This window comes from Pontibacter sp. GD7 (assembly GCF_058216375.1).
This window is the reverse complement of record NZ_JBYZMP010000012.1, coordinates 39,148-64,285: the sequence shown is the minus strand read 5'-3', so window position 1 is coordinate 64,285 and position 25,138 is coordinate 39,148. Positions and strand designations below refer to the sequence as shown.

At 40.4% G+C, this 25,138-nt stretch carries 26 protein-coding genes; 11 read left to right on the top strand and 15 right to left on the bottom strand.

Translation table 11 applies throughout. The features are described 5' to 3' along the window. Nucleotides 1-611: 611 nt before the first annotated feature. A complete protein-coding gene (locus AC4BAP_RS16615; protein ID WP_490583795.1) occupies nt 612-2,006 on the top strand; it encodes a hypothetical protein in 1,395 nt (464 codons plus the stop codon). A gap of 83 nt (nt 2,007-2,089) precedes the next feature. Here the strand turns inward: AC4BAP_RS16615 and AC4BAP_RS16610 are convergent, their stop codons facing one another. Both AC4BAP_RS16610 and AC4BAP_RS16605 read right to left on the bottom strand, forming a co-directional pair. Beyond that, nucleotides 2,090-2,338 carry a hypothetical protein gene (locus AC4BAP_RS16610; RefSeq protein ID WP_490583794.1) on the bottom strand — a complete coding sequence of 83 codons (249 nt, stop codon included), beginning with the start codon at nt 2,336-2,338 and terminating at the stop codon, nt 2,090-2,092. Between the two features lie 128 nt (nt 2,339-2,466). Further along, nucleotides 2,467-2,988 (bottom strand): hypothetical protein, encoded by a 522-nt coding sequence (locus AC4BAP_RS16605; protein ID WP_490583793.1) that lies wholly within the window; start codon nt 2,986-2,988, stop codon nt 2,467-2,469. Between the two features lie 403 nt (nt 2,989-3,391). Between AC4BAP_RS16605 and AC4BAP_RS16600 the strand changes: the two genes are divergently transcribed. Both AC4BAP_RS16600 and AC4BAP_RS16595 read left to right on the top strand, forming a co-directional pair. Then, entirely contained in the window at nt 3,392-4,219 is an 828-nt protein-coding gene (locus AC4BAP_RS16600; RefSeq protein WP_490583792.1) for a hypothetical protein, read from the top strand. Nucleotides 4,220-4,375: 156 nt separating this feature from the next. Next, entirely contained in the window at nt 4,376-4,603 is a 228-nt protein-coding gene (locus AC4BAP_RS16595) for a hypothetical protein (RefSeq protein ID WP_490583791.1), read from the top strand. Between the two features lies 1 nt (nt 4,604). Here AC4BAP_RS16595 and AC4BAP_RS16590 read toward each other — a convergent pair whose 3' ends face one another. Together AC4BAP_RS16590 and AC4BAP_RS16585 are read right to left on the bottom strand one after the other, a co-directional pair. Continuing rightward, nucleotides 4,605-5,264 carry a hypothetical protein gene (locus AC4BAP_RS16590; protein ID WP_490583790.1) on the bottom strand — a complete coding sequence of 220 codons (660 nt, stop codon included), beginning with the start codon at nt 5,262-5,264 and terminating at the stop codon, nt 4,605-4,607. 68 nt (nt 5,265-5,332) lie between these two features. Beyond that, a complete protein-coding gene (locus AC4BAP_RS16585; RefSeq protein ID WP_490583789.1) occupies nt 5,333-7,570 on the bottom strand; it encodes a GmrSD restriction endonuclease domain-containing protein in 2,238 nt (745 codons plus the stop codon). A gap of 166 nt (nt 7,571-7,736) precedes the next feature. On the opposite strand from AC4BAP_RS16585, the gene AC4BAP_RS16580 reads away from it, so the two are divergent. Genes AC4BAP_RS16580 through AC4BAP_RS16565 form a run of 4 tightly spaced genes read left to right on the top strand, consistent with a single transcriptional unit; the run spans nt 7,737 to nt 14,832 of the window. Then, nucleotides 7,737-9,455, top strand: a complete 1,719-nt coding sequence (locus AC4BAP_RS16580) for a type I restriction-modification system subunit M (RefSeq protein ID WP_490583788.1) — start codon at nt 7,737-7,739, stop codon at nt 9,453-9,455. An 11-nt stretch (nt 9,456-9,466) separates the two neighbouring features. Further along, nucleotides 9,467-10,852, top strand: coding sequence for a restriction endonuclease subunit S (locus tag AC4BAP_RS16575; RefSeq protein WP_490583787.1), 1,386 nt, complete (start codon nt 9,467-9,469; stop codon nt 10,850-10,852). A 13-nt stretch (nt 10,853-10,865) separates the two neighbouring features. After that, nucleotides 10,866-13,841 carry a type I restriction endonuclease subunit R gene (locus tag AC4BAP_RS16570; RefSeq protein WP_490583786.1) on the top strand — a complete coding sequence of 992 codons (2,976 nt, stop codon included), beginning with the start codon at nt 10,866-10,868 and terminating at the stop codon, nt 13,839-13,841. A 19-nt stretch (nt 13,842-13,860) separates the two neighbouring features. Beyond that, the gene (locus AC4BAP_RS16565; RefSeq protein ID WP_490583785.1) at nt 13,861-14,832 is read left to right on the top strand and encodes a DUF3644 domain-containing protein; all 972 of its coding nucleotides are present in this window, start codon (nt 13,861-13,863) and stop codon (nt 14,830-14,832) included. 119 nt (nt 14,833-14,951) lie between these two features. Here the strand turns inward: AC4BAP_RS16565 and AC4BAP_RS16560 are convergent, their stop codons facing one another. The 10 genes from AC4BAP_RS16560 to AC4BAP_RS16515 form a co-directional block, all read right to left on the bottom strand. Then, a complete protein-coding gene (locus tag AC4BAP_RS16560; protein WP_490583784.1) occupies nt 14,952-15,842 on the bottom strand; it encodes a GIY-YIG nuclease family protein in 891 nt (296 codons plus the stop codon). 138 nt (nt 15,843-15,980) lie between these two features. Next, a complete protein-coding gene (locus AC4BAP_RS16555) occupies nt 15,981-16,499 on the bottom strand; it encodes a hypothetical protein (protein ID WP_490583783.1) in 519 nt (172 codons plus the stop codon). Nucleotides 16,500-16,526: 27 nt separating this feature from the next. Next, on the bottom strand, nt 16,527-16,751 hold the full coding sequence (locus tag AC4BAP_RS16550) for a hypothetical protein (RefSeq protein ID WP_490583782.1): 225 nt from the start codon (nt 16,749-16,751) through the stop codon (nt 16,527-16,529). Between the two features lie 27 nt (nt 16,752-16,778). Continuing rightward, nucleotides 16,779-17,648: an agmatine deiminase family protein gene (locus tag AC4BAP_RS16545; RefSeq protein WP_490583781.1), complete on the bottom strand. Its 870-nt coding sequence runs from the start codon at nt 17,646-17,648 to the stop codon at nt 16,779-16,781. Beyond that, the gene (locus AC4BAP_RS16540; protein ID WP_490583780.1) at nt 17,624-18,112 is read right to left on the bottom strand and encodes a hypothetical protein; all 489 of its coding nucleotides are present in this window, start codon (nt 18,110-18,112) and stop codon (nt 17,624-17,626) included. Before AC4BAP_RS16540 ends, AC4BAP_RS16545 begins: the two co-directional genes overlap by 25 nt. A gap of 31 nt (nt 18,113-18,143) precedes the next feature. Further along, nucleotides 18,144-19,100, bottom strand: a complete 957-nt coding sequence (locus AC4BAP_RS16535) for a PD-(D/E)XK nuclease family protein (RefSeq protein ID WP_490583779.1) — start codon at nt 19,098-19,100, stop codon at nt 18,144-18,146. Nucleotides 19,101-19,117: 17 nt separating this feature from the next. Continuing rightward, entirely contained in the window at nt 19,118-19,768 is a 651-nt protein-coding gene (locus AC4BAP_RS16530) for a hypothetical protein (protein WP_490583778.1), read from the bottom strand. Nucleotides 19,769-19,799: 31 nt separating this feature from the next. After that, on the bottom strand, nt 19,800-21,389 hold the full coding sequence (locus AC4BAP_RS16525; protein WP_490583777.1) for a GIY-YIG nuclease family protein: 1,590 nt from the start codon (nt 21,387-21,389) through the stop codon (nt 19,800-19,802). A 16-nt stretch (nt 21,390-21,405) separates the two neighbouring features. Continuing rightward, on the bottom strand, nt 21,406-22,059 hold the full coding sequence (locus tag AC4BAP_RS16520) for an 8-oxoguanine DNA glycosylase OGG fold protein (RefSeq protein WP_490583776.1): 654 nt from the start codon (nt 22,057-22,059) through the stop codon (nt 21,406-21,408). Between the two features lie 27 nt (nt 22,060-22,086). Beyond that, nucleotides 22,087-22,614, bottom strand: coding sequence for a L,D-transpeptidase family protein (locus AC4BAP_RS16515; protein ID WP_490583775.1), 528 nt, complete (start codon nt 22,612-22,614; stop codon nt 22,087-22,089). Between the two features lie 146 nt (nt 22,615-22,760). On the opposite strand from AC4BAP_RS16515, the gene AC4BAP_RS16510 reads away from it, so the two are divergent. Next, nucleotides 22,761-23,117, top strand: coding sequence for a hypothetical protein (locus tag AC4BAP_RS16510; protein WP_490583774.1), 357 nt, complete (start codon nt 22,761-22,763; stop codon nt 23,115-23,117). Between the two features lie 62 nt (nt 23,118-23,179). Here the strand turns inward: AC4BAP_RS16510 and AC4BAP_RS16505 are convergent, their stop codons facing one another. Continuing rightward, nucleotides 23,180-23,869 (bottom strand): hypothetical protein, encoded by a 690-nt coding sequence (locus AC4BAP_RS16505; protein WP_490583773.1) that lies wholly within the window; start codon nt 23,867-23,869, stop codon nt 23,180-23,182. A 123-nt stretch (nt 23,870-23,992) separates the two neighbouring features. Between AC4BAP_RS16505 and AC4BAP_RS16500 the strand changes: the two genes are divergently transcribed. The 3 genes from AC4BAP_RS16500 to AC4BAP_RS16490 all read left to right on the top strand — a co-directional run bounded on the left by AC4BAP_RS16500 (nt 23,993) and on the right by AC4BAP_RS16490 (nt 25,128). Then, on the top strand, nt 23,993-24,178 hold the full coding sequence (locus tag AC4BAP_RS16500) for a hypothetical protein (RefSeq protein WP_490583772.1): 186 nt from the start codon (nt 23,993-23,995) through the stop codon (nt 24,176-24,178). After that, complete coding sequence (locus AC4BAP_RS16495) at nt 24,159-24,539, top strand: hypothetical protein (protein WP_490583771.1); 381 nt, start codon at nt 24,159-24,161, stop codon at nt 24,537-24,539. Before AC4BAP_RS16500 ends, AC4BAP_RS16495 begins: the two co-directional genes overlap by 20 nt. 289 nt (nt 24,540-24,828) lie before the next feature. Continuing rightward, a complete protein-coding gene (locus AC4BAP_RS16490) occupies nt 24,829-25,128 on the top strand; it encodes a hypothetical protein (RefSeq protein WP_490583770.1) in 300 nt (99 codons plus the stop codon). Nucleotides 25,129-25,138 lie beyond the last annotated feature (10 nt).

The window sequence follows — 25,138 nt, the reverse complement described above, 5'->3', positions numbered from 1 at the left end:
TAATACCTTTTACTTATAGGTAAAGTAGCTTTTATACCATTCTGGTCTCTAACTATACATCAGGTAGAATTCTTCCTTTAATTTATGTGATAAATTTATATCTACTTCCTATTCTGAAAGCTACCTGCTCGCTTCCGCTCCCAGGTAACTGTAACACTCGCTCACCGCTCGTGCAGATAGAACATGTGAAAGAATGTGAAATTTTGGGTGTTTTAAAATTAGCTTAAAATATGTGTTTACAGCTAACTGGTGGTGTTTTTGAAGTGAATACTCTTACAAGTCATTAACCATAAGATATAGAAAAGGGGAAATTATTGGAAATGGAATTTGAGCCAATTTTATACAAGATAATGATATATTATACTTATTAATATTAACTATTACTTAAAGACAAAGAGATTTACCATTCTAAGTATTCTATATTAACTATTGGGTATCATTTCATCTGGTATGAACGAAAGTGAATAGCAGATAAGATAATAGTCAGTATTCAGAAAGATGAAATATGATATAACTGAAATTATATTAGTCACAATCTTAAAACTAATCTCTTATTTCTTATAGAAGCTATATCAACAGATATATAAATAAGAAAAAAGAATTAGTTAAAAATGAAGATAAAGAACAATGAGAGAAAGCTTTACATACCATCAAAAGTAAACTTACCACAGCTAATATTAGCCAAATACAACAGCGAACGATACCGCTTGGACCATCAGGATAAGTATGCTTACGTGCTGTCTAAAATCATAGAGCAGAAGATATTCACCACGCCTAAGAGAAATGGTATGGTACCACTAAAAGCCACCACTCTACGGGATATTTTGGGTGCTGACTACTACAAGATTATAGTAAAAGACCTGCTTGAGTGGGGAGTTATCATCACCGATAACCATTATGAGCCTGGTGTGGTGTCACGAGGTTATGACATCTCCATGGCGTTTCAGTCTAAGGCGGTGGAGATAATGATTCTAAAGGATGAACTGGCTCGTAAATTACAAAGGAGAAAGCAGGTGTTGGCATCGAAGCCAGAGAGCTACATTAGAACGCAGCTAAAGTATATCGGAATACGCCATGAGGAGGCGCTGCAATACATTGATGAGAAATACGAAAGGACTGTCCAGCTAATTGATTCGCTGCCGCCAGAAGGCTTGTATGATAGCTTTAAGCAGGCACTGTATGATTACCCAGACATTGACTTCTACTCCATCTCTTTGAAAAATGAAGACAAATACGACAGCGTTCTTTTGGATGATGCTGATTACCTGAAATCGGTGATGCAGAGTAAGCGCAACGCTGATTTTGCCGCCATTCGCAACATTGTGAACAGGAATTTTTGCTTTAAACCAGACGATGTAACAGGGCGTGTATACACGTTCATCACTAACCTGTCCAAGTCACTGCGACAGTTCCTATATCACAAGAAGCATCCTTATAAGCTACTGGTGAATATAGACATAAGGAATTCACAGCCGTTCATCTTCTGTAGCCTGTTGGTAGACTACTACTGTAACAATCTCCCAGCAGACGTGCAGGAGTATATTGACCTTTGTAGCCAAGGAAAGCTTTATAATGTGCTGATGTCGGAGATGAATTTTATGGGTGATAGGAAAACATTTAAGCAGATGCTGTTTGCTACCCTGTTCTATTGCACCAACCACTATGCTGATAGAAGCAAAGACTCAGAGTATTTTAGAAACAGATTCCCTAATGTTTATGCTGTTATCAAGCATTACAAGGCGAATGATTACACGCTGCTGAGCCGCCTGATGCAGACCACCGAAGCCGATATCATGATAAAGCGAGTTGTGAATAGACTGATGCGCAATAGCACGTTTCTTACAACTATACATGATTCAGTACTAACTCTTCCAGAGCATACAACAGAGGTTATTGATACCATTAAATACTACTTTAAGAAGGAATATAGTATAGTGCCATCTCTCGATGTGGAGCAGATAACAAGTCAAAGTAGCGATGAAGCAAGTGTGCCAATGGCAGCCTGATTTCAATAACAGGAAGGAAACCAAAAAGGAACAAAGAGTAATTTACTAACTCTTAGTTCCTTTTTGGTTTGTTGTTTATGGTGCTACTCATCACGGAGTATGCCTTTTATCTTTCTGTTCCTTGTATCAGCTATTATTTTTTCTCCCTGAACCTGTAGGAATGTTTTTTCCTTTACCCAAAGAGGGTATGCTTTTTCGTGCAATTCCTGTAGTGAATACCAGACCCACTCTGCTTTTATCTTCTCCAACGCATCTGTGAGTTCAGGAATGCTCAGCACATAGGCTTCTTTCCTATTGTAAATAACCAGGTCTTCTATTTCCTGATAGGTCATATGTTGCGGGTGTTTACTAACCATACTTATTGCATTTGTTTACGGTATATATAAACTCCCGCTGCCTGAAAATTTATCGTGTGGGTACAGGCAGTTTTTTTACCTGTCATGATTGAACCATAGAACCTTTAATATTCAAGTATCAGCCTCTCAATTTTGCCGACCCTGTCGGTCATTAAATCATTAATGGTATCATCAATGGCGCAGTTTTTATCGGAATCGAAAACGTGCTGAGGTAGTTTTTCCATCACATCGTCTGAGATAACAATAGGTGTGTTGAAGCAGGATAGCAGGTCGCAGAACTCTCTGTTGCTATACAGGCTTATAAACGAACTGAAGTTAAAAGTCTCATCTGCCTCTACATATAAAGCTAAGAGACTTCCATTCTCAAAGACTATCTGCTTTGCTTCCATATCAAGATAAAGTGTAACTAACAGTTCATCAAGTTTGGGAGTCCTGAAATGATTGGAATATAGCTTTTTAGCTACGGCATTACTAAGGTGGTTGAAGAGGACCAGGTACTCTCTATACCGCTGCATTAGGCTGATGTAGTCATTAACACTACTGATTGCAAAAGGACATTGTAACTCAGCCTCTAACTTCCTAAACTGCTGTATCTTCTTGTTTAAATTTCGTGCTTCTATGCTCATTTTGTTTAGTTATAAATCTGAGCATTATAGAAATGACAAAATCAAAAGTTTAAAAAATTATCAGCCTTTATCGGGTTAAGCTAACATTAAATTCGCATGAAGCAAGGTAAGGTGCTTATAGACAGGTATAAGGGTCGTGAAAGAGTGGTCAAAATAGTGCGATACCTCTTTTATATTGAACAGTCTGCATCATTTATGACCACTCTATCAGACAATGTACAGCATAACCTGATTAAATATTTTCAGTCATAGGTATTGGCAACATTTAAATTGTTGTAATCATTTAATAACCAGATTTTTATACTAAATAAGATAGTGTTTATGATAATTTTACCTTTAATTTTTAAAACAAATTCTGATTTCTGTATAGAAATACCATGTTTAACAATAAAGGAATTCTAACATGGGAAAGATAGAAGTTGCCAGAATCAGGCAGGATTTCATAGACGGCATCGTAGAGAATAAGAAAAGCTTAACCGTTCTCATATCAACTGAAGAATACTCAGTAAGACTGGCGCCAGAATCAAAGACACTATTGCGGAAAGATGTTTCTGGTGTTAATGCGACCAGCAGCTTATGTGATGTGCTGCACAATGGCTTCACCCAACAGTATCTGGATGCAAGTGAAGCAGATGGGTTTTACAAAACGGTACAAGGAGTACTGCAAAAATACTTAGGGGCTAAAATCAAAGTGGTTCATGGAAATGAAGCACCATATTTTCAGCTTGCCAATCATGAAGATAATCATAACACCTATAAGCATGATACCACTTATATAAGCATTGTGGCTACGGATGAGCTTTTAAGAGTCCTGAGAAGTGGAAAGGTAGCCAGGATGGAAACCAAAGGTGACATTTCTAAACTACCTAATATTCTGGCTAACGTTAAAAAAACGAGAGGCATTAGAACCAAACTAACAGTAAAGTCTGTGGTCTTCATAAATGATGAAGAGGAAGAAAAAGAATTCGCATGTTCGATAACTTTAGCTGGTAACCAACTAAGGTATAATAGCTTTGGAATACTAAGATTGGTTTCTGATATAATGTATGCGCAAGGCAATTTCAACATCAATCTCAGAGATGCTCATATCACCTACTTTTATGATGATTATGACAATGTATTCAGGGGAGAAATAGTTAAGGTTTGCAACGCCAGTGAGTGGAGGGCATTACGAATTGAAGAGTTAAATCTTTCTGATAGCCTGAGCAATCATCAAGATACCTTATTTTAGCGAAGGAGCTTTGTAACAGGTACATTATATGAGTGGGCAATCGAAATGGCAGTGGGTTTAAAATTACTCACTGCCATTCCTATTTCAGTAGAAGGAAGTTCTTCTGGATAGACTGGCGTAACTTTTATATATAATTCAACAAAAATAATGAATTATATGATGCTGAACATCACGCCAGAACATCTTGAACTATACTTTGACGACTTTATAGCTACCCAGCCAGCGGAAATAGCCAGCGACTTCAGGACTGTTTTAGGTTTGATATTCTGTTTCGACAGCCCTGAATTTGTAGAAGAGATAGCGAAACCCAACGATGCTTTGTATAAGCTGTATAAGGATGCTGAAGCATACATTTTAAATAGACTGTCAGATACACAGCGTTAGGTTAGCTTTTAATTTTTAGAGTTGGAGCAGAATTTAATCTGTTTACTACTTCATTAAATTCTTTTTTACTTCCAGAGATAAGTTTATTTATGAACTCAACTTTTCTAACATCATAGATTGCAGAAACATCTGATGCTGTGTACCTGCACAAAAGATTACCATGAGTTTCAAAACCATCAGGTAAACAATTATGAAGCTTCTTGGCTGTTATCTTTACGTCTTCATCTTTAGTAACTATAACTGCCCTGGCATACTTTGATATAATTTCAGTAATGGACTCTGGCTTATCTTTTATCTTCTGTATAATAATGTTTATTGGCATTGCATGTTCATGCCTAAGACCTTTACAGCGATTTGGAAAGTCATATAGCTTCTTTTCAAGATAATGTATAATTGCTTTTTCAGACCAATATGGCTGACCTACATATTTTTTTGAAGAGCCATCATTACAGAACTCAGTAGCATTCCATACAAACTGCCTTAGCAGCTTGTCTAATGTCTTATTGAGTTTTTCATCTCCATTGTTACCTGTTTCTATTAGTGGTTGCAGCAAATTGCCTATTCTTTCCTGCTCATCTGCATTGAATGCATCATCAACTAAGACCGATAAAGGTTCAGACTGCTTTAGTATTTTCCTAATGTGTGCTTTAAAACTATCCATCGTAGTTTATAGCCAAATGATTTTATAGCTGATAGTCAATATTATTGGCGGAGCCAATTCTGTAAAATCTATACAATTGTAGAATCCATTTCAGATACTTCTTGCATTACTTTAGATTTGCTTTTAGCGATATCTCCAAAATCAAGTATTTCACCTATCTCAAGTGTATCATACCATTCTGCATAAATATTACAAAGTCGTGATATGATAGCGGATAAATGAACAGTTACCATCTCTGTGTTGTCATGGTTTATTCTGTTTTCAATCTTCTCCCAGTATTCCCAATCATTGTCTTTAACAAAGCTTTCATCACGAACATCAATACTTTTCTCTACATCAACAAGCCTTTTTTTAGGGGATAAATGATTGCTCTCGCTTCTGTTATCTTCTAATGACATTGCACGAAGGTTGCCAATAGTGTTGGTCCAGTGTTTTGTGTTTCTATGAATATACCATTTTCCATTAGCCCAACTACCAGGGTAAATATGGTCCCAATCCCATGGAGTGTTGGTGTCTTTTAGATTTTCCATCTGGTTGAAATCACCAAAGTTATTGTTGATGTATTCTCTTTGAGCAAAAAGCAGTAAGAATCTATTTTTAATTACTTCTTTGATAAACGAATACCAGATACTATTAACAAGATGTTTCGTGTCTTCGGGAGACTTGTTTTCTGTATTCAGGATATACTCATACTGTTTTGCGATATCACTATTAGATTCAGGGTATAAATCATCCCATAGTTTATTTTTATTAATGACATCTTCCTCTAAGCACTTCTGTAAAGTTGTTGGAGGAACCAATGGGTACATTAAGTAATCATTTCTGCCAAAAAATGGAAGTTGTAGAACTTCTCTTGTCCAAAGGTTCTCGGAAGAAATATTATTCCATATTTCACGGACATATTTCTTTTCATCTCTGCAAAACCAGCTTAAAGCAGTAACTGATGCTAACGCTCGTTTTTTCTCACTTGGAGTAATATGGCAGTTCTTTAATCTAATCCACTGTAGTAGCATCAAGAATAACTCGGGTGACTTTCTTACAATGCTCTTAACTAAAACTGGCGGAATTTTGATATCGTCCTCGGACAAAAGTATGTTAATGGCACAATCAAAAATTTGCTTAGCCTTACACGGTGTCTCTTGTTCAGTAGTTAAATCATCAATGTAGTTCTTGAGCATGTTCCTAAACTCAACATTCTTTATCCTTCTTCTGAAGTCATTGACGTTCATAGGGGCGGGATACGAATTGTTCAATTCTGCGTAAGCTAATCTGGAAACTAAAGAAATAACCATTGAAGGTGCAACAAAGCTCGCACCGATACTCTCTACTAATCCTTTGGCTTCAGGGAAGGATGCTTTATAGATGGAATAAATTAGCTCTTCGCCTGCAATTCTTGTACCTGATGAATTTAGTCGCACAAATAATGTCGAATCTTCGCTGTTGCTATTATTGCCAGATTCTTCATCTTCTGTTTTTAGTACCTCCTGTTTAACAACTATTCCTGGTATTTCTACACGTTGAATATGCTTAATTGCATGAAAGATGCTATTATCAAAATTATCACCAAAGAGTAGGTTTTTTAGGCTCTCTAAGTAACCCTGAGTGTTATCACTATGTTTGGTAACAATGTATTTTTCTGGAAGATATGTTTTACACTTCGATAGTAACTCTTCTTTCCATTTACTGTCACTTGCTTCATCAGAAGTTGAAACAGCTTCTATAAGGAATGATAATGGAACAGGCAGGTTCGCATCGTATGGGAACACATTTTTATTTGACAAACCAATATACCCTTTAATGTCATTTACAGGGTTCTTCTTGAATATTTCTAAAGCTCTTCTCCTGTCAGGCACAGTTAGTATGTTGGAGTTGTAAACCCTTTGATATCCCCAAGGATGTGACTGGGTGACCGCCCTAACAACAAATTTTTGAGTATATGTCTTTTCGTTTGGTGCCAAATCAATCCATATTACTGGCATGTTTGTCTTTTTCAAAGACCAAAAATTGATATCTGATAACGTCCAAGGGTTAAAATATCCCAACGCTATTGATGTTGCTCGTTGCTGACCATCTAACAAAAACAATTTACTATCCTCACTTCTTGATAGCAGAAATGCTCCTATAGGAAAGCCTCTGAGCAATGAATCCCATACTGCCTCAATTTGATTTACATCCCATACAAACCCTCTCTGTAATGGCGGTAAATCAACAGGGGAGTTTTGATGGTTTAGCTGCCATGAAGCAATATCAGTGAGTGTGAAGGATTCAGGTTTAGAAGTGACAGTGTCAGTTGCTTTTGTGGTCATGTTTGTTCTCTAAAAGTAGTAAGATGTTGTGACTGTTTAGCTTATAAGGTGGATAGCTTTTTAAGTCCGTTTTTACAGCTACAATATCCCAAATTTCACTTAATATTCTAAATATTATATTTTATCTTGTGGATATTATTTCAAGAGAGATTTAGAATACCCATTTATGATAAATTTTAGAGAGTACGCCAACTTCATCTGGTCGGTGGCTGACCTATTGCGAGGTGATTACAAACAGGCAGAGTATGGCAAAGTGATACTGCCTTTTACCATATTAAGGCGACTGGACTGTGTGTTGGAAAAGACCAAGCCTAACGTACTGGCTAAGTATGAGTCTCTGAGAAACTCAAACATTCAGAACATTGACCCAATCCTTAATGCTGAAGCTGGGCTTAGCTTCCACAACCGCAGCAAGTATGATTTTGAAAAGCTGATAGCTGACCCTAACAACCTGGCTGCTAACCTTCGGAACTACATCAACGGGTTCTCTGAAGGCGCACGGGAGATAATGGAGTACTTCAAGTTCGAAGAACAGGTGAATAGGCTGGAAGAAGCTGACCTACTATTTCTGGTGGTGAAGCGTTTCCAGGAGATAAACCTGCACCCGAGTAAAATCAGCAGCATGGAGATGGGCTACATCTTCGAAGAGTTAATACGTAAGTTCGCTGAAATCTCCAATGAAACAGCAGGGGAGCATTTTACGCCACGTGAGGTGATACGCCTGATGGTGAACCTGCTGTTTCTCAATGACCGTGAAATACTCACGCAGGAAGGTATTGTGAAGACACTGTACGATGTATGTGCTGGTACGGGCGGTATGCTGTCTGTTGCGGAAGAATACCTGAAAGAACTAAATCCGAAGGCTCGTCTGGAAGTGTTTGGTCAGGAACTGAACCCTGAGTCCTACGCCATTTGTAGAGCCGACATGCTCATTAAAGGTCAGAATCCTGCTAACATTAAGTTGGGTAACTCCCTTTCTAATGATGGGCTTGAAAACAATAAATTTGACTATTGCCTGACTAACCCACCCTTTGGCGTGGAGTGGAAGAAAGCGGAAAAGCAGATAAAAGACGAACACCAGAAGAAAGGCTTTGGTGGTCGTTTCGGGGCTGGTCTGCCACGTATCTCGGATGGTTCTTTGCTTTTCCTGCAACACCTGGTTAGCAAGATGAAGCAGAATGAAGAGGGTAGCCGCATCGGTATCGTGTTCAATGGCTCACCTCTGTTCTCGGGTGGTGCAGGCTCTGGCGAGTCTGAAATACGCAAGTGGATTATCGAGAATGACATGCTCGAAGCCATCATTGCGCTGCCTGACCAGTTGTTCTACAACACGGGAATTGGTACATACATTTGGATGCTGACCAACCGCAAAACAAAAGAGCGTAGGGGCAAGGTGCAGCTTATCAATGCTGTTGGTTTCTACGAGAAGATGTCCAAGAGCCTTGGCAACAAGCGCAACGAGATTAGCCCTAAACAAATAGAAGATATCACCAAAATCTATGGTGAATTTGTGCCAAGTGAGCATTGTAAGCTATTCGACAACGAAGATTTTGGGTATAGTCGCATCACCATCGAAAGACCGCTGCGTAACGAGAACGGCAAGGTAGTAACCGACAAGAAGGGTAATCCAAAGTCTGATGCTTCGCTACGTGACAACGAGAACGTGCCGTTGACCGAGGACATTGAGGAATACTTCAAGCGGGAGGTGCTACCGCATGTGCTTGATGCTTGGATAGACCACAGCAAGACCAAAGTGGGCTACGAAATCAACTTTACTAAATACTTCTACACCTATAAGCCATTACGTTCGCTGGACGAGATACGTGCCGACATAATGAAGCTGGAAGAAGAGGTGTATGACGAGGTGGCTAATGTTATTTCCTAAATCAGAGAAGTATGATAAAAAGATATGATAGCTATAAAGTGGCAGAATTTGAATGGCTTGATGAGGTACCTACTCATTGGGAGGTAAAAAAGCTAAAGTATGTGATTCAGGATTTAGAGTCAGGTGTAAGTGTAAATTCGGAGGATATTCCAGTTGAAGAAGGTGAAGCAGGTATATTGAAGACGAGTTGTGTCTATACTCTCAGATTTGATGCATCAAAAAATAAAAAGGTGCTGCAAGATGAAATTGAACGAACTAAATGCGCAGTAAGAGCAAACAGCATCATAATAAGTCGAATGAATACCCCTGACCTTGTTGGTGCAAGTGGATATGTCTCGAATGCATATGATAATTTGTTCTTACCTGACAGATTGTGGCAAACTGTTTTCCGAAATGAAGTAAGTCTAAATGTTCCTTGGTTGAGTTATTTGATGATATCTGCTCCATTTAGGTCTGTACTAACTTCGAAAGCAACTGGAACCAGTTCCAGTATGAAGAACATATCAAAGGAAGACTTACTAAGTATTAGTGTTGGTTTCCCAAAGCTTGACGAACAAAAAGCCATTGCCAACTTCTTAGACGACAAAACCTCCCAAATCGACTCCCTAATCCAGAAGAAGCAGCATATGATTGCTTTGCTGGAAGAGGAAAAGACAGCGGTTATCAACGAGGCTGTTACCAAAGGGCTGAACCCTAATGCTCCGATGAAAGACAGTGGCATGGAGTGGTTGGGTATGGTGCCAGCGCATTGGAAGATAGTACCACTAAGGTATGTTGGGGAGTGCCAAAATGGAGTTAGTGAAGGGGCTGATTATTTTGGTTCTGGTTACCCGTTTGTAAGCTATGGCGATGTATATAAAAATATTTACTTACCAAAGAGTGTTGCTGGATTAGCAAAGTCTACTGAGGTGGATAGAGATAGGTTCTCTGTGAAAGAAGGCGATGTGTTTTTTACCCGAACTTCTGAGACAGTTGAGGAAATAGGAATTGCATCAACATGCTTACAAACCATTGAAGATGCAGTCTTCGCTGGCTTCTTGATAAGATTTAGACCGAAAGACAATTATTTGTTCAAGAGCTTTTCTCAGTACTTTTTCAGAAGCCAGACAGTGAGAACGTTTTTTATTAAAGAGATGAATCTGGTAACGAGAGCTTCATTAAGCCAGGAGCTACTTAAAAGATTGCCTGTGCTTTTGCCTCCTTATGAAGAGCAGCAAAGCATCTCCACTTATGTAAATCATCAATTAGAAAGGATACAGGGGGTAATTAATAAAGCATTAAGTGAAATAAAATTAATGCAAGAATATCGCATAGCCCTTATCTCCGAAGCGGTATCGGGCAAAATTGACGTGCGTGACTACCAACCAGAACCCATCACTTCCACAGCGTTAGCATAACCACACATTAGCTATGGCAACAGGCATCCACACCGAGCAGACCTTCGAAGAAGCCATCGAAGACTTTCTGATAGAAGAAGGTGGCTACACCAAAGGCGACAGGCACAACTTCAACAAAGACCTGGCTCTTGACGAGTCGGTAGTACTTTCTTTCCTGCAAACCACACAGCCCAAGGAATGGGCGAAGCTGAGTCAGATGCACGGTGCGGAGATGGAAAAGAAGTTGCTCTACAGGCTTTGTAAGGAACTGGAACTTAGAGGTACGCTGGATGTGCTGCGCAACGGCATCACTGATTTGGGCGTGAAGTTCAGGATGGCATATTTCAAGCCCGAGAGCAGCCTGAACCCCGAAGCGGAAACGCTGTACGAGATGAACCAACTAACCGTAACACGGCAGGTGAAGTACAGCAACCAAAACGAGAACTCGCTTGACCTGGTGCTGAGCGTAAATGGATTGCCTGTGGCTACGGCTGAACTCAAAAACCAGTTCACAAATCAAACCGTGGAGCATGCCAAGCAGCAGTACATGTACGACCGAAATGAGAAAGAACTACTGTTTCAAGGGAAGAAGCGTGCGCTGGTGCATTTTGCTGTTGATAAGGACGAAGTATACATGACCACAAAGTTGGATGGGAAAAGCACACGCTTCCTGCCGTTTAACTTAGGTCACAACAACGGTGCTGGTAACCCGATTAATAAAGAAGGTTATAAGACATCTTACCTGTGGGAGAAGATTTGGAAGAAGGATAGCTGGATGGACATACTCGGTAAGTTTATTCACTTGCAGGTGGAGCAATACGAGGTCAACGGTAAGAAGTATACAAAGGAAACCATCATCTTCCCACGTTACCACCAGTTGGATGTGGTGCGTAAAGTAGCGAAACATGCCCGTGAACATGGTGCTGGTAAGAACTATCTGATTCAGCATTCGGCAGGCTCTGGTAAGAGTAATTCCATCGCATGGCTTGCCTACCGACTATCCAGTCTGCATAATGAAAAAGATGAACGTGTATTTGATAGTGTAATCGTTATCACTGACCGAAAGGTGCTTGACCAGCAGTTGCAGAACACCATCTTTCAGTTTGAGCATAAGCAGGGCGTGGTGCAGAAAATAGATAAGAACTCTGCACAGTTAGCGGATGCGCTCAACGCTGGCTCCAACATCATCATCACCACTTTACAGAAGTTCCCTTTCATACTGGATAAGGTTGCTGAACTACCAGCACGTAGATATGCCATCATTCAGGATGAAGCCCATAGTTCAGCACACGGTGAATCATCCAAAAAGATAAAGGAGATACTGGCGGCTAAATCACTGGAAGAAGCGGAGAAAAGCGAAGTAGACACTGATGATGATAATGATACCGAAGATGCTATCCGAAAGTCTATGCTGGCTCGTGGCATGCAGCCCAACCTCAGCTTCTTTGCATTTACAGCTACGCCAAAGGAAAAAACTTTGAAAGTATTTGGTCAGGTGGATGCAGATGGGAAGCCAAAACCTTTCCACCTGTACTCTATGCGACAGGCGATACAGGAAGGCTTTATACACGATGTATTAAAACACTACACCACCTATAAGACCTTCTTTCAGCTAACTAAAGCCATCGAGGATGACCCTGCCCTGAACAAGAAGAAAGCTAACAAAGCGATTGGCAAGTACGTGTCGCTGCATCCGCACAACCTGGCGCAGAAGTCTGAGATAATGATAGAGCATTTCCGCCAGGTAACGAGCAAGAAGATAGGTGGCTTAGCCAAGGCAATGGTCGTGACAGGCTCCCGACTGCATGCGGTGCGCTACTACATGGAGTTCCAGAGATACATCAAAGACAAAGGCTACTCTGATATCAAAGCACTGGTTGCATTTTCGGGTAAGGTGCTGGACAACGGCAGCGAGTTCACCGAAGAGCAGTTGAACGGTTTCAAGGAAAAAGAACTACCTGAAAAGTTTGAAACCACCGACTATCAGGTGCTGCTGGTGGCGGATAAGTACCAGACAGGCTTTGACCAGCCCCTGCTGCACACGATGTACGTGGACAAGAAATTGTCTGGCGTGAAAGCAGTACAAACTTTATCCCGATTGAACAGGACCGCTAAGGGCAAGGAAGACACCTTCGTGCTGGACTTTGCTAACGAGCAGGAAGATATACTTAATTCGTTCCAGCCATACTACGAACTTACTACAGTTGATACTCCAACAGACCCGAACCTGCTATCTGACCTGAAATATAAGTTAGAGTTAGCGCAGATTATCTGGAAGTCGGAAGTGGATGTTTTCTGCGAGGTATACTTCAAGTCAACCGATAGGGTAAATGCCAAGCTTCAGAAGAAGCTGGATGTTGCCATAGACCCAGCGGTGCAGCGTTACAAATGCTTACCAAACGAAGAAGAGAAAGAAGACTTCAAGCACACGCTTATCACATTCATTCGCCTGTACTCTTTCCTGACGCAGATTATGCCGTTCCATGACATGGAGATGGAGAAGCTGTTTGCTTATGGCAGATTGCTGTACAACAAGCTACCTAAGAATGGGTCAGGTAAAGGCATTCATCTGGACGATGAAGTGGCGTTGGAGTATTACCGCATCCAGAAAATTAGCGAAGGCACTATTGCGCTGGAAGAACAGGGCGAATATGGTCTAAAAGGTACAACACAGGCTGGTATGCGAGGCGAAAAGGAAGAGCAGGCGCAGTTATCGGAAATCATTAAGGTATTGAATGATAGGTTTGGTACGGACTTTACGGAAGCCGACAAACTGTTCTTTGACCAAATAGAAGCGGAGTTAATGCTGGATGAGGAACTGTCGCTACAAGCCCGAAGCAACTCCATGGAGAACTTTAAATACGGCTTCGAGGATAGGTTCTTGACCAAAGTAATCCAGCGCATGGAGCTGAACCAGGATATCTTTACTAAGATTATGGATAACGAGGATTTTTCTCAACTGGTGAAAAACTGGATGCTCAAGAAGGTATATAAGAAGCTGAATGAGTAACACATATTAAACTTAGATAATGAAGCTTAAAAAAATCTGGTCTTTCAAAGAAGAGTTGCTAATCAAATCACGAGAAGCAATGCTTTGTGCTGTTCAGATATTCAATAACCCAAATATGAAGTTTAAATCAGAAAGCTTCATAGTATTGTCGAACATCGCATGGATGTACCTATTACACGCTTACTACAAAGAAAAAAAAGTAGAATACAGATATCATAAAATAGTAAACGGTAAAAGAAGGTTTGATAGGACTAAGAAAGGGGCATACAAGTGTTGGGAACTTGAGCGATGTTTAGATGATGATGCTTGTCCAATCGACCCCATAGCGAAATCAAACCTTAAATTCCTAATAGGTCTTCGACACGAGATAGAGCATCAAATGAGTCGAAGGGTAGATGATTACTTGAGTGCGAGATTTCAAGCATGTTGCCTAAACTATAATACACATATTAAAAGCCTGTTCAATGAAAGCTATGGAATTGATAAATATCTATCATTTTCATTACAGTTTTCAACTATAAATGAAGACCATGCGACACAGCTTCGTCAATTTTCAGACTTGCCCAAAAACATCTCTTCATATATCAATGCTTTTGATGATTCCTTAACAGAGGAAGAGTTTAATGATATAAGGTTTTCATATAGAGTTTTGTATGTACCTAAATTAGTAAATCGTAAAGGACAAGCAGATAAAGTGATAGAGTTTATCAAGGCAGATTCACCAGAAGCAGAATCCTTAAACAAAGAGTATGTTGTAATCAAAGAAAGGGAGAGAAAAAAGTATTTACCAGCAGAAGTATGGTCTCTGATGCAAAGCAAAGGATTCCCAAAATTTGGGCAGCATCAGCATACAATGCTATGGAAAGAATTGGATGCTAAAGCAAGCGGAAAAAATTACGGGATTATGGTTGCTAAACATTGGTACTGGTATGACACTTGGTTAGAGGAAGTAGAACGTCATTGTGTTGCCGAGGGAAATCGATATAAGTAGTTTAATTGTAAAGTTCAGGATATAAGCTGATACTCTATGGTATTAGGGAAATGAACTTTAAAGTACTTTGCTACGAAGATTAGCCATTTTGTAGGTCAAATAGTGACAACTACTTTCTTTTAGCTGTAGTAAAATTTATAGAACTTCGACAGGTACTTTATCCTTTGCCTTACTTCGTCTGGTGACCTTTGCAATCCCTCGGCAATTACCTCTAAAGGTATGTTCCGTTTCCAGAAGTTAAATAGTGCTTCGTCTTCCTCACGGAGCCATGGTGTATGGGCAAATTTCCACTTTTCTCTGAGAAGTCTTAGGTTCCCTGCTTTTTTAGCCTTTTCGACTATTTTATATGGTTTCCTGTACTTGATTACATTAGTGTTACTCAGGTTGCTGAGTAAATGACTGAATTCATCTGAAACGTCAGGTGCGTTTGTAAAGGTGAATACTGAATCAAAAACTTCTGCTCCATATTCAATTTTTCCCAACCAGCACATTCCAGTACTATGAATATGTGAGCCAATGCCATAGTTAATTTTCAGTGAGGTCTGAATCTGTGACTCTATCCTTTTATCTATGAATGTTTCAGCAGCGGTAGTACATGCCCATACTTCAATGTTGTGAATATACTCTTCATGCACAAATTTCTTCCAGTTAAGTTCGAAATTATCCCTTTTCAACAGGTCGTTGGCTGGTGCATCCTTTTCAAGTGTGGTGGTAGCCCACAGTTTACCTTTCTTGGCTAAGGAGTAATAGTACTCGTATGAATTACCTTCCTCAGTATGGCTCATTAATTCATAAATATCCTCATTGGTATTCACTTTCCATACTGTTCTCCTGCCAGACAACATCCCCACACGATGTTGCTCAATACGCCTGCTGAAAGAGTTTGTAGTGCCAACATATATGATTCGCTTTGGCGTACCTCGAAACACAAGTAAATATACCCCTCCCCCTAACCTACTCTCGGGAGAACTTAACCTTCCCATCGGGTGCCAAGTAAGGTTCTCTATCATGATTAAGCTTTACTTTACATTTACAACTTAACTACTTGGTCTTCGAAGGTAAAAGTGTTTGGGTTCGAAGACCGTTTTCTATGTAAATAGAAATGACTTTACCTTTATACCATATCTCTAAAGGCAAACAATTACTAATTATTTCCAAAATTGTGTACTGTCTGAGTCTCCATAAAAGTGGGAGTGACCATACCTAAATCCTTTCTCATTTAGCTTAAAGAATTCCTGAAATTCATCAATGTTTTTTTGCCAGTGTCTTGAATCAACTGGGTCTGAGTAATCTTTAGGAAGTCCAGTAGTTTCTTCTCCACAGATAAAGTATTTTATCTTCTTTCTTATCTCAACGCTTACCGTAGCTTTAAACCTGGTTGATTCCTTTTGGGCAACATCATAGATGGCTAAGATAGATTTTTCTGATAGGATTGGGGTCTTATACTCGTTCACACCACTATACGGCTCCCTGATATAAAGCCTTCTGTGTATCAGGTACCTGCCTAAGTTCAAGTAGCGATTGTATATTTCTCTAAAGAACCACCGCTTCATATCATTGGATATTATAAAAATAGGGATTTCTATCGCTTTGGTAGGGGCATAGTGTAGTGTTACAGTTGGGCGCTCTGCTAAACCTGGTAATGCATCAAACTCTACTGGTTCCATCTTAATGTTTGGTTTAATACTTAGTGATTACTTGGACTTGCTCCGCAAGAACTTGTTTAGTTGACTGGTATTCGGAATTCCAGTTAGCTTTTCAGTTTCATTTTCAAGAGCATAATAGCCTGTAACGACTTTTGGGTTATGCATATCATAGACTATGTACACGTGATACCTGTCGGTAACAGTGTAGGTCTTGGCTTGCCCCCAATAAATCATTTCGTGTATGTCAGCCATTTTATATTTAGGTAATTCCATAAGATTTAAATTTTATTAAAGTACACATTACTTAGCCTGATTCTGTATTATATTCCACGTAATACAGTTTAGTATTCCACCCTCATTGGCTATAGAATTACAATCAACCGTTGCTATTTTACTACCACTAAACAACTGCTCAAATTGCTTTACAACAGCTTCATCTTCTTCCATTTCAAAAGTTGGAACAATGACAACATCCTTCATCTGAAGGTAGTTGATGTAGATACCATTAGCCTGTATGGGTTTTTTATTGGCATAGGGGTTATAGGCAACTTCTAACCACTCAAGACCAGCATTATGCAGCGCCATCCGAAAGCATCTTTGAAACTGTGGTTTTTCCTTTGAGTAATCATTTATCAGCACTGTCTTATCATCCAGAAAACGCACCATTCCATCTGCATGCCCAATCTTGTCTGAAGAGTCGGTAGGGATGATAATTATTTTATCAACCTCAAGCTGTTTCTGTAGTTCTTTTATTAGCTGTTTCTCGGGTATGCTTGGGTTTTCCGAAAACACCTTGTCGCACATAATAACCTTGTCTGTAGCTCGAACCACATTACCACAATCAACCAGCATGTTCGACTTCTTTGGGTTAATGCCTATTGATTCACAGATACTATTTGTATCAGAAATTGTCTTTAGCCACTTCTTACTTTGTAGGTAATCAGGATTATAAACAAACTTGATGTAGTAGTCATGTGCCACCTGTATCGGCATATAATCCCTGCACCAAATGTCCTTTGTACCAGGTAATAGGTCATAACTGATGCCACAGTCGTTCAGCACATTTTCGAATCGCTTATAGAATGTGGGGTACTTTTTAGGAAGAGTATCAGCCAAGTACAGAAAATAAGTCTGGTCGTCTGTAATCATTTTGCCATTCGTTGCTGCCAAATGCTTTTAAAAACTTTCCCAACCTCTTTGAATTCAACGTGGGTAAAGGTGTCTGTTTTGGCATTGTTACACCAATAGCAGCAAAGAACAACGTTATCCATGTTATCATAAGGCAGGTTCGGCTCTTTCCTGTCGTATTCAAGCTTTCTACCCCTTTTATCTATTCGCTTTGTTTGAAGGTTTCTGCTCTCAAGCAACTCTGCAATCTGTGCTTCTGTAATGTCGCAATAGTGGCATTTCCTTTCCAGCTCGCTGTACCACTTGTAAAAGTCTTCAAAAACAGGAGTGAATTTCTTGGTTGTCCAAACCTTTCTGATTTTGGCAATTCGCTCCCGTTCATGTCTTAGTTCTTCGTACCACTGTGTTAGGGTCGGTCTGGAAACAGAAAGCTTCTGCTCTATTGCTGCGTAATTATCTCCGCATATTACATGGAGTCTCAAAAATTCTCTTTGTATATCTGTCATAATAGGGTTGATGCTTTGGGAGTGCAAAGAGTTATACAATTTGGTCTTGCCTATAATGGCAGGCTTTATGGTACTGCTTAACCTGTTCTACCAATTTCTGATAGCCTATTTCCTTGTTATTGATTAACACCTTCTCAATCGGAGTTTTTGCTGACCACCTCTCAAGCTGCCAACCTGATGCTGAGATTCTTACTTTCACGTCAATGCTGCCATTCGAAATTCTCAAGTACCCACCGCTATTGTTGTGGTTGAGAACAGAAGGGATTTTTAGGCTGTTGAGTTTTCTGTTAAGTATATTAAGTGCATGATGCCTGGCAGAGCGAACCTTTCTGTTTTCAACAGTCTGAACGAAGTCACAGAAATAGCGATAGTACTCATTATGCTCATTCTCTATAGCGTATCCATTAGGGAGTGTCAACTTTATCTTAGAGAAGAAATGGCTTAAAATGACCTGCTTGAACTTATTATCCTTTTCAAAAAAACACTTAGCTTCTCCAATAGCTTCCTTTTTATAAGGTGTGAGAATGATGTAGTAATGCCGCTTACCGCTGTGATGTTTCTCCACATACTTCCTGTAATCACTAAGCGGATTGTTTAAGTCATGGTTGATTTTGAATTCTATGCACAGTGCGAATTCATCAGACGAAATCAACAGGTCAATCCTTTTTGCTGATTCAGTAGGTTGTTCCACCTCTACATTAACTGTAGCAGTATCTATATGACCAATAGGCGACAAGTCTAAGGCATTGTCTCTGTAACCCCTGTTTCTAACTATGCTTTCAGAATCAGCATCATCTGCCAGACCTATGTCTGAACATGGTGCATCCAAAAGAGCATTAATGAACAGCAAACCAAGCCCATGCTTTTCTCTTGGTCTGAAAAAGAACCCCAGCAGATTAGCAAAGGGTACCTCACGGTTGTTGACTTTCAGTATCTCCATAAAAGTCTTTCTCGGCTCTTGGAAGATTATAGGGTCTATTTCAGCCATTGTAGTGAATACTTGTTTTACAGGTTAGTATATCTTGTGCCAAGGCAATCGAAACATATACCACCTTGAACATGGGAGTACAGGGGAATCAACCCGTTGCCCATACACTTTTTGCATGGAATCAGTGATTTAATGACCTTACCGTTTACATCGAGGTATGGCACTTTCACTCTTTTATGGAGATTGTCATGACATAAACCACAAAGTGTTGTAAGGGCTTCATCAGGATACTCCCAAGGCTTCAAACCCTCTTGATAGTACTTATGGTGAACATGTAAACCTTTGGTATATAACCACTTTATGCTCCTGTGAATATCTTTCAAATTAGAAATCTCGCCCATTGTTCTTTCATAAGCTATGATAGCATAAACTGAGTCAGTGGGAGCAGAAGGATAAATGTACAGGCATCTGTGATAGTTATCGGTAGGGTTAATTAATGTCTGTAATTTATTATATGGAATGTCTATACGAGCATGTGACCTGAATCTCCCAACCGTATAACTAACATGTGTTCTATTTCTATCTTGTGAAATACTGAACCTTGAAGCAGGTAATTCATTTACATATGACAGGTTCTCACAGTGAGTACATTTGTTCTTATCTCTTTCAATTATAAAAGCCCTTTTCGCTTTCCATCTGTTATCTAAGAGCAGTTCGGCATATGTCATTCTCTTATCTTTTATATAAGTTGATTGACTACTAATTATTCAAACCGTGAACTCTTGTTCCGAGCTTCTGCATATAGAGATACTCTATCGCTACAATCTCTCTTCTTGTAAGATTGCTTGGCAATGCCTGTAGAACAGAATAGCGGAAGTTTCTGTGGTATTCAGGTTCGGCTTCGCATAGACTTATCAACTCTTTGTTTCCCCCGTGAAAGTTTCTGGCATAATCGTTCCATCTCTGCCATATGCCTTCTTCGCCACAGGCAGAACCGATGTATTGATTTCCTGTTTTAGCATCGAGTATCATATAGATGCCATTAACAGCAGAAAGGTGGTTCTTCCAGTCCTGATTGGCATCAGGGTTTTGCACAAGCCTTTGCAGTTCATCAAATTCCAGCACGAAGTTCAGCAAACCTGGAAAGGACCCTAAGTAGCCCTTTGGAAGAATCTGAACGACCTCTTTTGGGTGTTTGTGATACCACTGATGCCAAGAGATGGCGTTATTCCCCCAGTCTATTACTATTCGGTCTACCAGATAGTCCAGGTCATGCACCTGCTCCAAGTCATAGTAATAGTATTGTTCGCCTTTTTCTACCCCTTTAACCTTGAATATGCCGAACAGAAGCGATTTGGTGCCTTCCTGACCGACAAAGGAGATAATGTAGTCGCAGTCTTTGAACACCTCTTTGCTTTGCTCACGCTGATACTCAAGAAGGCTTGATTTATCCTTAATTAACTCACGATACTCCTTCCTTTTGTCCTTATGGCGTACCAGTTTGACCTTAGCGTTTTTGAACAGGTCAGTTTTCAGGTTAAGGATATCTTGTAGTTTAAGAGACGGTTCAGACTTTGAAGAAGCATCAGGTTCATCTGATGATTTGAAAGTCGAAGCTGATAATGCAATGGACTTGTCTTGATATACTATTCCTATAACATCAACTATGAAATCGAGTAACCTTTGTCTCAGAAAGCCTTTGTCTTTTATATTTGTTACAGGCTCTGGCATACTGTGTAGGTGCTTGTTGCACAGTTCCAACTGGTTAAGGCTCATGCCCATCTCTGGCAGCATTTCAATATTTCCATCATGGTAAAGCTGAAACAGCAGCGGTAGAAGACTGTAAAGATGGGTATATGACCTTGGGAAAGGCATACCTTCATTCGCATCACGCTTTTCCAGCTTCTTTAAAATGCTCTGGTTCTCAAATTCAATCTTGAAGTGCCTGGACTGCCTTTTGTATGGTAAGCGAGACGCATTACCATACTTATAGTCAATGTATGTGAGTGCCAGATTAAGCAGGCTTAGTTCCAGATTCGGCTCAACTTCTGTTTGCAGGTAGTTTCTCAATTCTTCATGCGATTGAAAGAACGAGTTGGTTGGCATGATAGAGTCGCCCTCAGCCCGTGACAGGGCAGCACCGCTAATCTCGTCAGTACCGTAAACAGATGTTTCTTTAAACTTACCCGTTCCTCTGAATTTCAACGTAACCGCATCAATGCCATACACAGCCAGTTGTAAGTTTGATTTGGGACATTCCCAGAAATCATCCCTATTGAGCATCAACTTCACGTCCTCGTTGTTGAGTTGGCACTCAGGGCAGTAGCCATCGTTGTATAGTGTTTCCATTACCTAAGTAGTTGTCTTAATTAGCTTTTAAGTTATTGCCGAAGATGAACAGAAATTGCTCAATGCTCTCACCGCTGGTGCCGAGCCTTTCAGCCAAATCGTTCATGGTTCGGATATAATCCAGATAGTGCTTTCTGGTGTTGTCGTATCTGATAGACTTAAGTTCAGTAAAGTCGGCAAATACGTTGCTGCGGAACACGTCAATAAGCCTGAGGTCCAGTATCAGGGATGGATTACCGCTGAACTTGATGCCCATGAAGTAGAGAATCTTGCTGAAGGTGGACATGCCCAAGCCCTGTATGCTGTCAAATGTCTTCACCACCGCTTTGTAGTCGGAAACATCAGGACTGCTCTTCGCTTTGATACTGTCCAGTGCAGTTTCCAACGGTTCGATGTTCCTCAGGATGTTGACGAAATTATTGCCACGCATGCCGTTTGGATAGCCCCAGTAGATGATTTTCACAATCCATTCTCGGGTAGAGCCTGTATGAGAAAAGAGGTCTTGCCTGCTCAGTTCGAGCGTAGACCCATCTTGGAATAGCTGGTCGTTCAATGCCACTAACCAGTCGATTTGTGCCTCTGCGTTCTTCCAATTGCTGCGCTTTGTGGTAAAACTTTGGTGCATCACGGGCAGGCTATGCAAAAGATGTTGGTAATTATCTAATGTCATGTTGTTTGCTTTCTTTAAAGGAGATGGCTATGGCTTTATCTCTATGGGCGTTCCGATTGGCACGGCACCATAAAGCTCATCCATCTCAGCATCTGTAACTGCCATGCAGCCCAATGTCCAGTCGAACAGTCGATGAAATTTATAGATGAAGCCAGTGCCGTTCCGCAAGCCATGAATTTTGATGTCTCCGCCTGGTGATTTTCCTAAGCTTCTGGCATGTCTGATATCATCAGCGTTAGGGTAGGATATACCTAAGTTCTTATGGTAGGCACTATTGGGGTTCTTGTCATTTATAGTGTAGCTGCCCTCAGGAGTTTTCTTATCACCTTCACATTCCTTGTCGCCTTCGGGGTTTCTGCCCAATACGATGGTATAGGTCTTTATTAGCCTGCCATCTGAATATGCCAAAAGCTTCCGCTCTGACTTCAGTACTACCAGTTTGTCTATAGTTGTACCAGCAGGTAGTTTTGACTCAGGGTAGAAGTAATAGAGAGCAGCACCAGCAAATGCTGTGAATAGAATTGTTAAGAGTCTCTTCTTTAAAGTTGTTTTCACAGCGGTACTGGTATGGTAGTGCAGTAGTTATATTATATAAGCACAATATAGGAATAATATGGTACAGTTGGCTCCAATTCCTCTCATATTTTAGCTGTTAATGAGGCTCCATAAGTTTAATATATAAGTGTAAAAGTTAGAATGAGATGTTGATTTTGAAATACAGTTACCTGGATAGGAATAGGCACTTGGTGAAGCTGCTTGTAAAAGGCAAGTACGGCATTTACAGCCTTGCCCAAGCAAAGCTTGTCGCAGAGCCAGTATATGACCTCTTACAATATCACAGCTACACTGATAGCATTTGGGCTAAGAAAGACGGCTTCTACTTTTTAATAGACCACGCTGGCAAGAGGTTAGGTGATGTTTCGGTGTCAGAGGATGAATGGATGTTTGTGGATAAGAATGACCGCTGTCCTTCGTGTAATGGTGCCTGTTGCTCTGATTGCCACGGTTTTGGCATCGTACCGTTCAAAGGTGATTATAGTGGTTACTTTGACGATTAGGAGAAAACTGAATAAGCAGTTATGGCTGAAGCGAGCTATAACTGCTTTGTTTATTATGAAGGTCAGGATAGGTGGTTTCTGTTGTTTATTAAAGAAGCAGATACGTTGACATCAATAACCTCTACTCTCACCTGATATCCAGTCAGCAGCACCTTATCCACGTCCTTGTTCGGGTACGCATACAGACATACTTCCCACTCTAAATCAATACATTTCCCATACTGTATTTCCACCGTATCTACTTCTTGCAGCAAGTGGTTGAAGAAGTCTGATTTCTCCCATAGGAAGTTATATCTTACCCTGACCTCATCATCTTCTTTTATCCAGATTCTATATGCACCAATCAAGGTCTGATACACATATGTGTCTGCGCTGCCCACAGTCTCTGTTTGCCTGAAATTTAATGGGCTACGAATAATGCCAGCATCACAGTGTCCGCATCTGTATGCCGTTCCGAAACAGTTGCACTTTGAGTCGGTTCTGTAAAGGGTAGCGTAATAGTTCTCACTTTCGGAAGACATCGAAGTAACAATTAGGTTGCTGTCTATCCATTTATACTCTCCCTGCTGCGTTACTACCGCACCCCTACCGTTTCTTTCAAAGCTGAAGACATGGACAAATTCAGGATGGATTTCCTTAGTTCCTGCTGCCGATTGGCAGGTTATACCGAAAAGCTGCCTCTCGGAGCAGTAGGTTTTGTAAAGTTCTCTATCCTTGGCTTTATAAAGCAGTTCATTATGTAGTGTTATCATCGTTCTTGGTGTTTCTTTTGTCTATATATCAATCTGAAAAACCAGAAAAGCGGTAGATTTTTACACCAGTGGAAAAAGTAGTTTCATAATCTAATATATAGGTAAAGAACAGAGGGTTAAAGAATGAAACACAATAGAACAATCAAGATAAGTGACCAAGCGGACTATGCGCTCGAAGCCATTAAGCTGCTGATGGTCAGGAAGCTGAAGAGGCGCATGACGAAAGGGCAAATCGTTCAATACGCCCTTAGGACACTGGCAGACAGAATAGAAGAAACAATGGAGGGTGATGAAGATGAAAAAGAGTAGCGAAACCTCATATCCCCCTCAGGACAAATCTCATTTTTCCATACCTGTGGGCATGCTCATACCCATCGGGGGTGGCGGCTACTGCAAAGCTTTTATTGATGAGAACCTGCCATTAGATTCGCACCAGGCATATGACATAGTCACGGCAGCAGAGAACTACGACTATGCCATAGAGCAGTATGTGAAGAGACCAATGGAAGAGCTACCTGAAAAGATAGACGTGCTGCTGATATTCCATGATGCAAGAGAGCAGCTATACCAGACGCTGGCGGTACAGGTTATATTGAAGAAGGTGAGTGGCATGACTCAAGCGCCCACACCTGCTTCTGATACACGTAATGTGCTGCCATTCGATAAGTGAATAATCGAGTAGATGTGCTGATGATAAGGATTGCTATTAAGGCTGCGCTCATAATATCATCTCGCTGATGAAAAAAATACTCATTGGTAATCAGTGGCTTAAGTGCTTTATTATGGCTTTGTTGTTGTAATTATAGCTTTGCTATTTTGAAATATCATTTAGATTTTATATATTTGCATCATTATATAAGAAACGAGCCGTGGCAGATAAGCAACAAGAAGAAGAAAAAGAGAACAAGTCACTTTCGAGCATTTCACCAGAGTTTGTCCGAGCGATAAAAGACCTTCAGGTGAGCCAGGTACAAATCGCCAAGCGGCTTTACCCGTCTGAATGGAAGGAAGGAGATGAGGCGCAAAAGCGAAAGCTGACGGGGCGACTGAGGAATAAACTTGACGGCAGCGGTAAGCTGACAGACGAAGAGTTGTTCCAGATACAGAACATCGTAATTGAGTTAGGTGAGGCGATGATAATGGCAGCGAAGATGTCCATAGCTGAGACTGCTGGAAGGCGAAAGAAGAAGCTGAAAGAGCTGATACAGTACTGGGAAGAGGATGAAGAAGAGAATGGAGAAGAAGAGGGCGCAGATTAGACGTGTCCCT

Bases quoted from the DNA above. Each gene is read 5' to 3' on its own strand.
- AC4BAP_RS16530 (WP_490583778.1), bottom strand. From the start codon at position 19,768: ATGACATATGCCGAACTGCTCTTAGATAACAGATGGAAAGCGAAAAGG.
- AC4BAP_RS16605 (WP_490583793.1), bottom strand. From the start codon at position 2,988: ATGAGCATAGAAGCACGAAATTTAAACAAGAAGATACAGCAGTTTAGG.
- AC4BAP_RS16575 (WP_490583787.1), top strand. From the start codon at position 9,467: ATGATAAAAAGATATGATAGCTATAAAGTGGCAGAATTTGAATGGCTT.
- AC4BAP_RS16510 (WP_490583774.1), top strand. From the start codon at position 22,761: ATGTTGATTTTGAAATACAGTTACCTGGATAGGAATAGGCACTTGGTG.
- AC4BAP_RS16615 (WP_490583795.1), top strand. From the start codon at position 612: ATGAAGATAAAGAACAATGAGAGAAAGCTTTACATACCATCAAAAGTA.
- AC4BAP_RS16565 (WP_490583785.1), top strand. From the start codon at position 13,861: ATGAAGCTTAAAAAAATCTGGTCTTTCAAAGAAGAGTTGCTAATCAAA.
- AC4BAP_RS16540 (WP_490583780.1), bottom strand. From the start codon at position 18,112: ATGACAGATATACAAAGAGAATTTTTGAGACTCCATGTAATATGCGGA.
- AC4BAP_RS16600 (WP_490583792.1), top strand. From the start codon at position 3,392: ATGGGAAAGATAGAAGTTGCCAGAATCAGGCAGGATTTCATAGACGGC.
- AC4BAP_RS16520 (WP_490583776.1), bottom strand. From the start codon at position 22,059: ATGACATTAGATAATTACCAACATCTTTTGCATAGCCTGCCCGTGATG.
- AC4BAP_RS16610 (WP_490583794.1), bottom strand. From the start codon at position 2,338: ATGACCTATCAGGAAATAGAAGACCTGGTTATTTACAATAGGAAAGAA.
- AC4BAP_RS16505 (WP_490583773.1), bottom strand. From the start codon at position 23,869: ATGATAACACTACATAATGAACTGCTTTATAAAGCCAAGGATAGAGAA.
- AC4BAP_RS16500 (WP_490583772.1), top strand. From the start codon at position 23,993: ATGAAACACAATAGAACAATCAAGATAAGTGACCAAGCGGACTATGCG.
- AC4BAP_RS16525 (WP_490583777.1), bottom strand. From the start codon at position 21,389: ATGGAAACACTATACAACGATGGCTACTGCCCTGAGTGCCAACTCAAC.
- AC4BAP_RS16585 (WP_490583789.1), bottom strand. From the start codon at position 7,570: ATGACCACAAAAGCAACTGACACTGTCACTTCTAAACCTGAATCCTTC.
- AC4BAP_RS16590 (WP_490583790.1), bottom strand. From the start codon at position 5,264: ATGGATAGTTTTAAAGCACACATTAGGAAAATACTAAAGCAGTCTGAA.
- AC4BAP_RS16570 (WP_490583786.1), top strand. From the start codon at position 10,866: ATGGCAACAGGCATCCACACCGAGCAGACCTTCGAAGAAGCCATCGAA.
- AC4BAP_RS16555 (WP_490583783.1), bottom strand. From the start codon at position 16,499: ATGGAACCAGTAGAGTTTGATGCATTACCAGGTTTAGCAGAGCGCCCA.
- AC4BAP_RS16560 (WP_490583784.1), bottom strand. From the start codon at position 15,842: ATGATAGAGAACCTTACTTGGCACCCGATGGGAAGGTTAAGTTCTCCC.
- AC4BAP_RS16495 (WP_490583771.1), top strand. From the start codon at position 24,159: ATGAAGATGAAAAAGAGTAGCGAAACCTCATATCCCCCTCAGGACAAA.
- AC4BAP_RS16535 (WP_490583779.1), bottom strand. From the start codon at position 19,100: ATGGCTGAAATAGACCCTATAATCTTCCAAGAGCCGAGAAAGACTTTT.
- AC4BAP_RS16550 (WP_490583782.1), bottom strand. From the start codon at position 16,751: ATGGAATTACCTAAATATAAAATGGCTGACATACACGAAATGATTTAT.
- AC4BAP_RS16595 (WP_490583791.1), top strand. From the start codon at position 4,376: ATGATGCTGAACATCACGCCAGAACATCTTGAACTATACTTTGACGAC.
- AC4BAP_RS16580 (WP_490583788.1), top strand. From the start codon at position 7,737: ATGATAAATTTTAGAGAGTACGCCAACTTCATCTGGTCGGTGGCTGAC.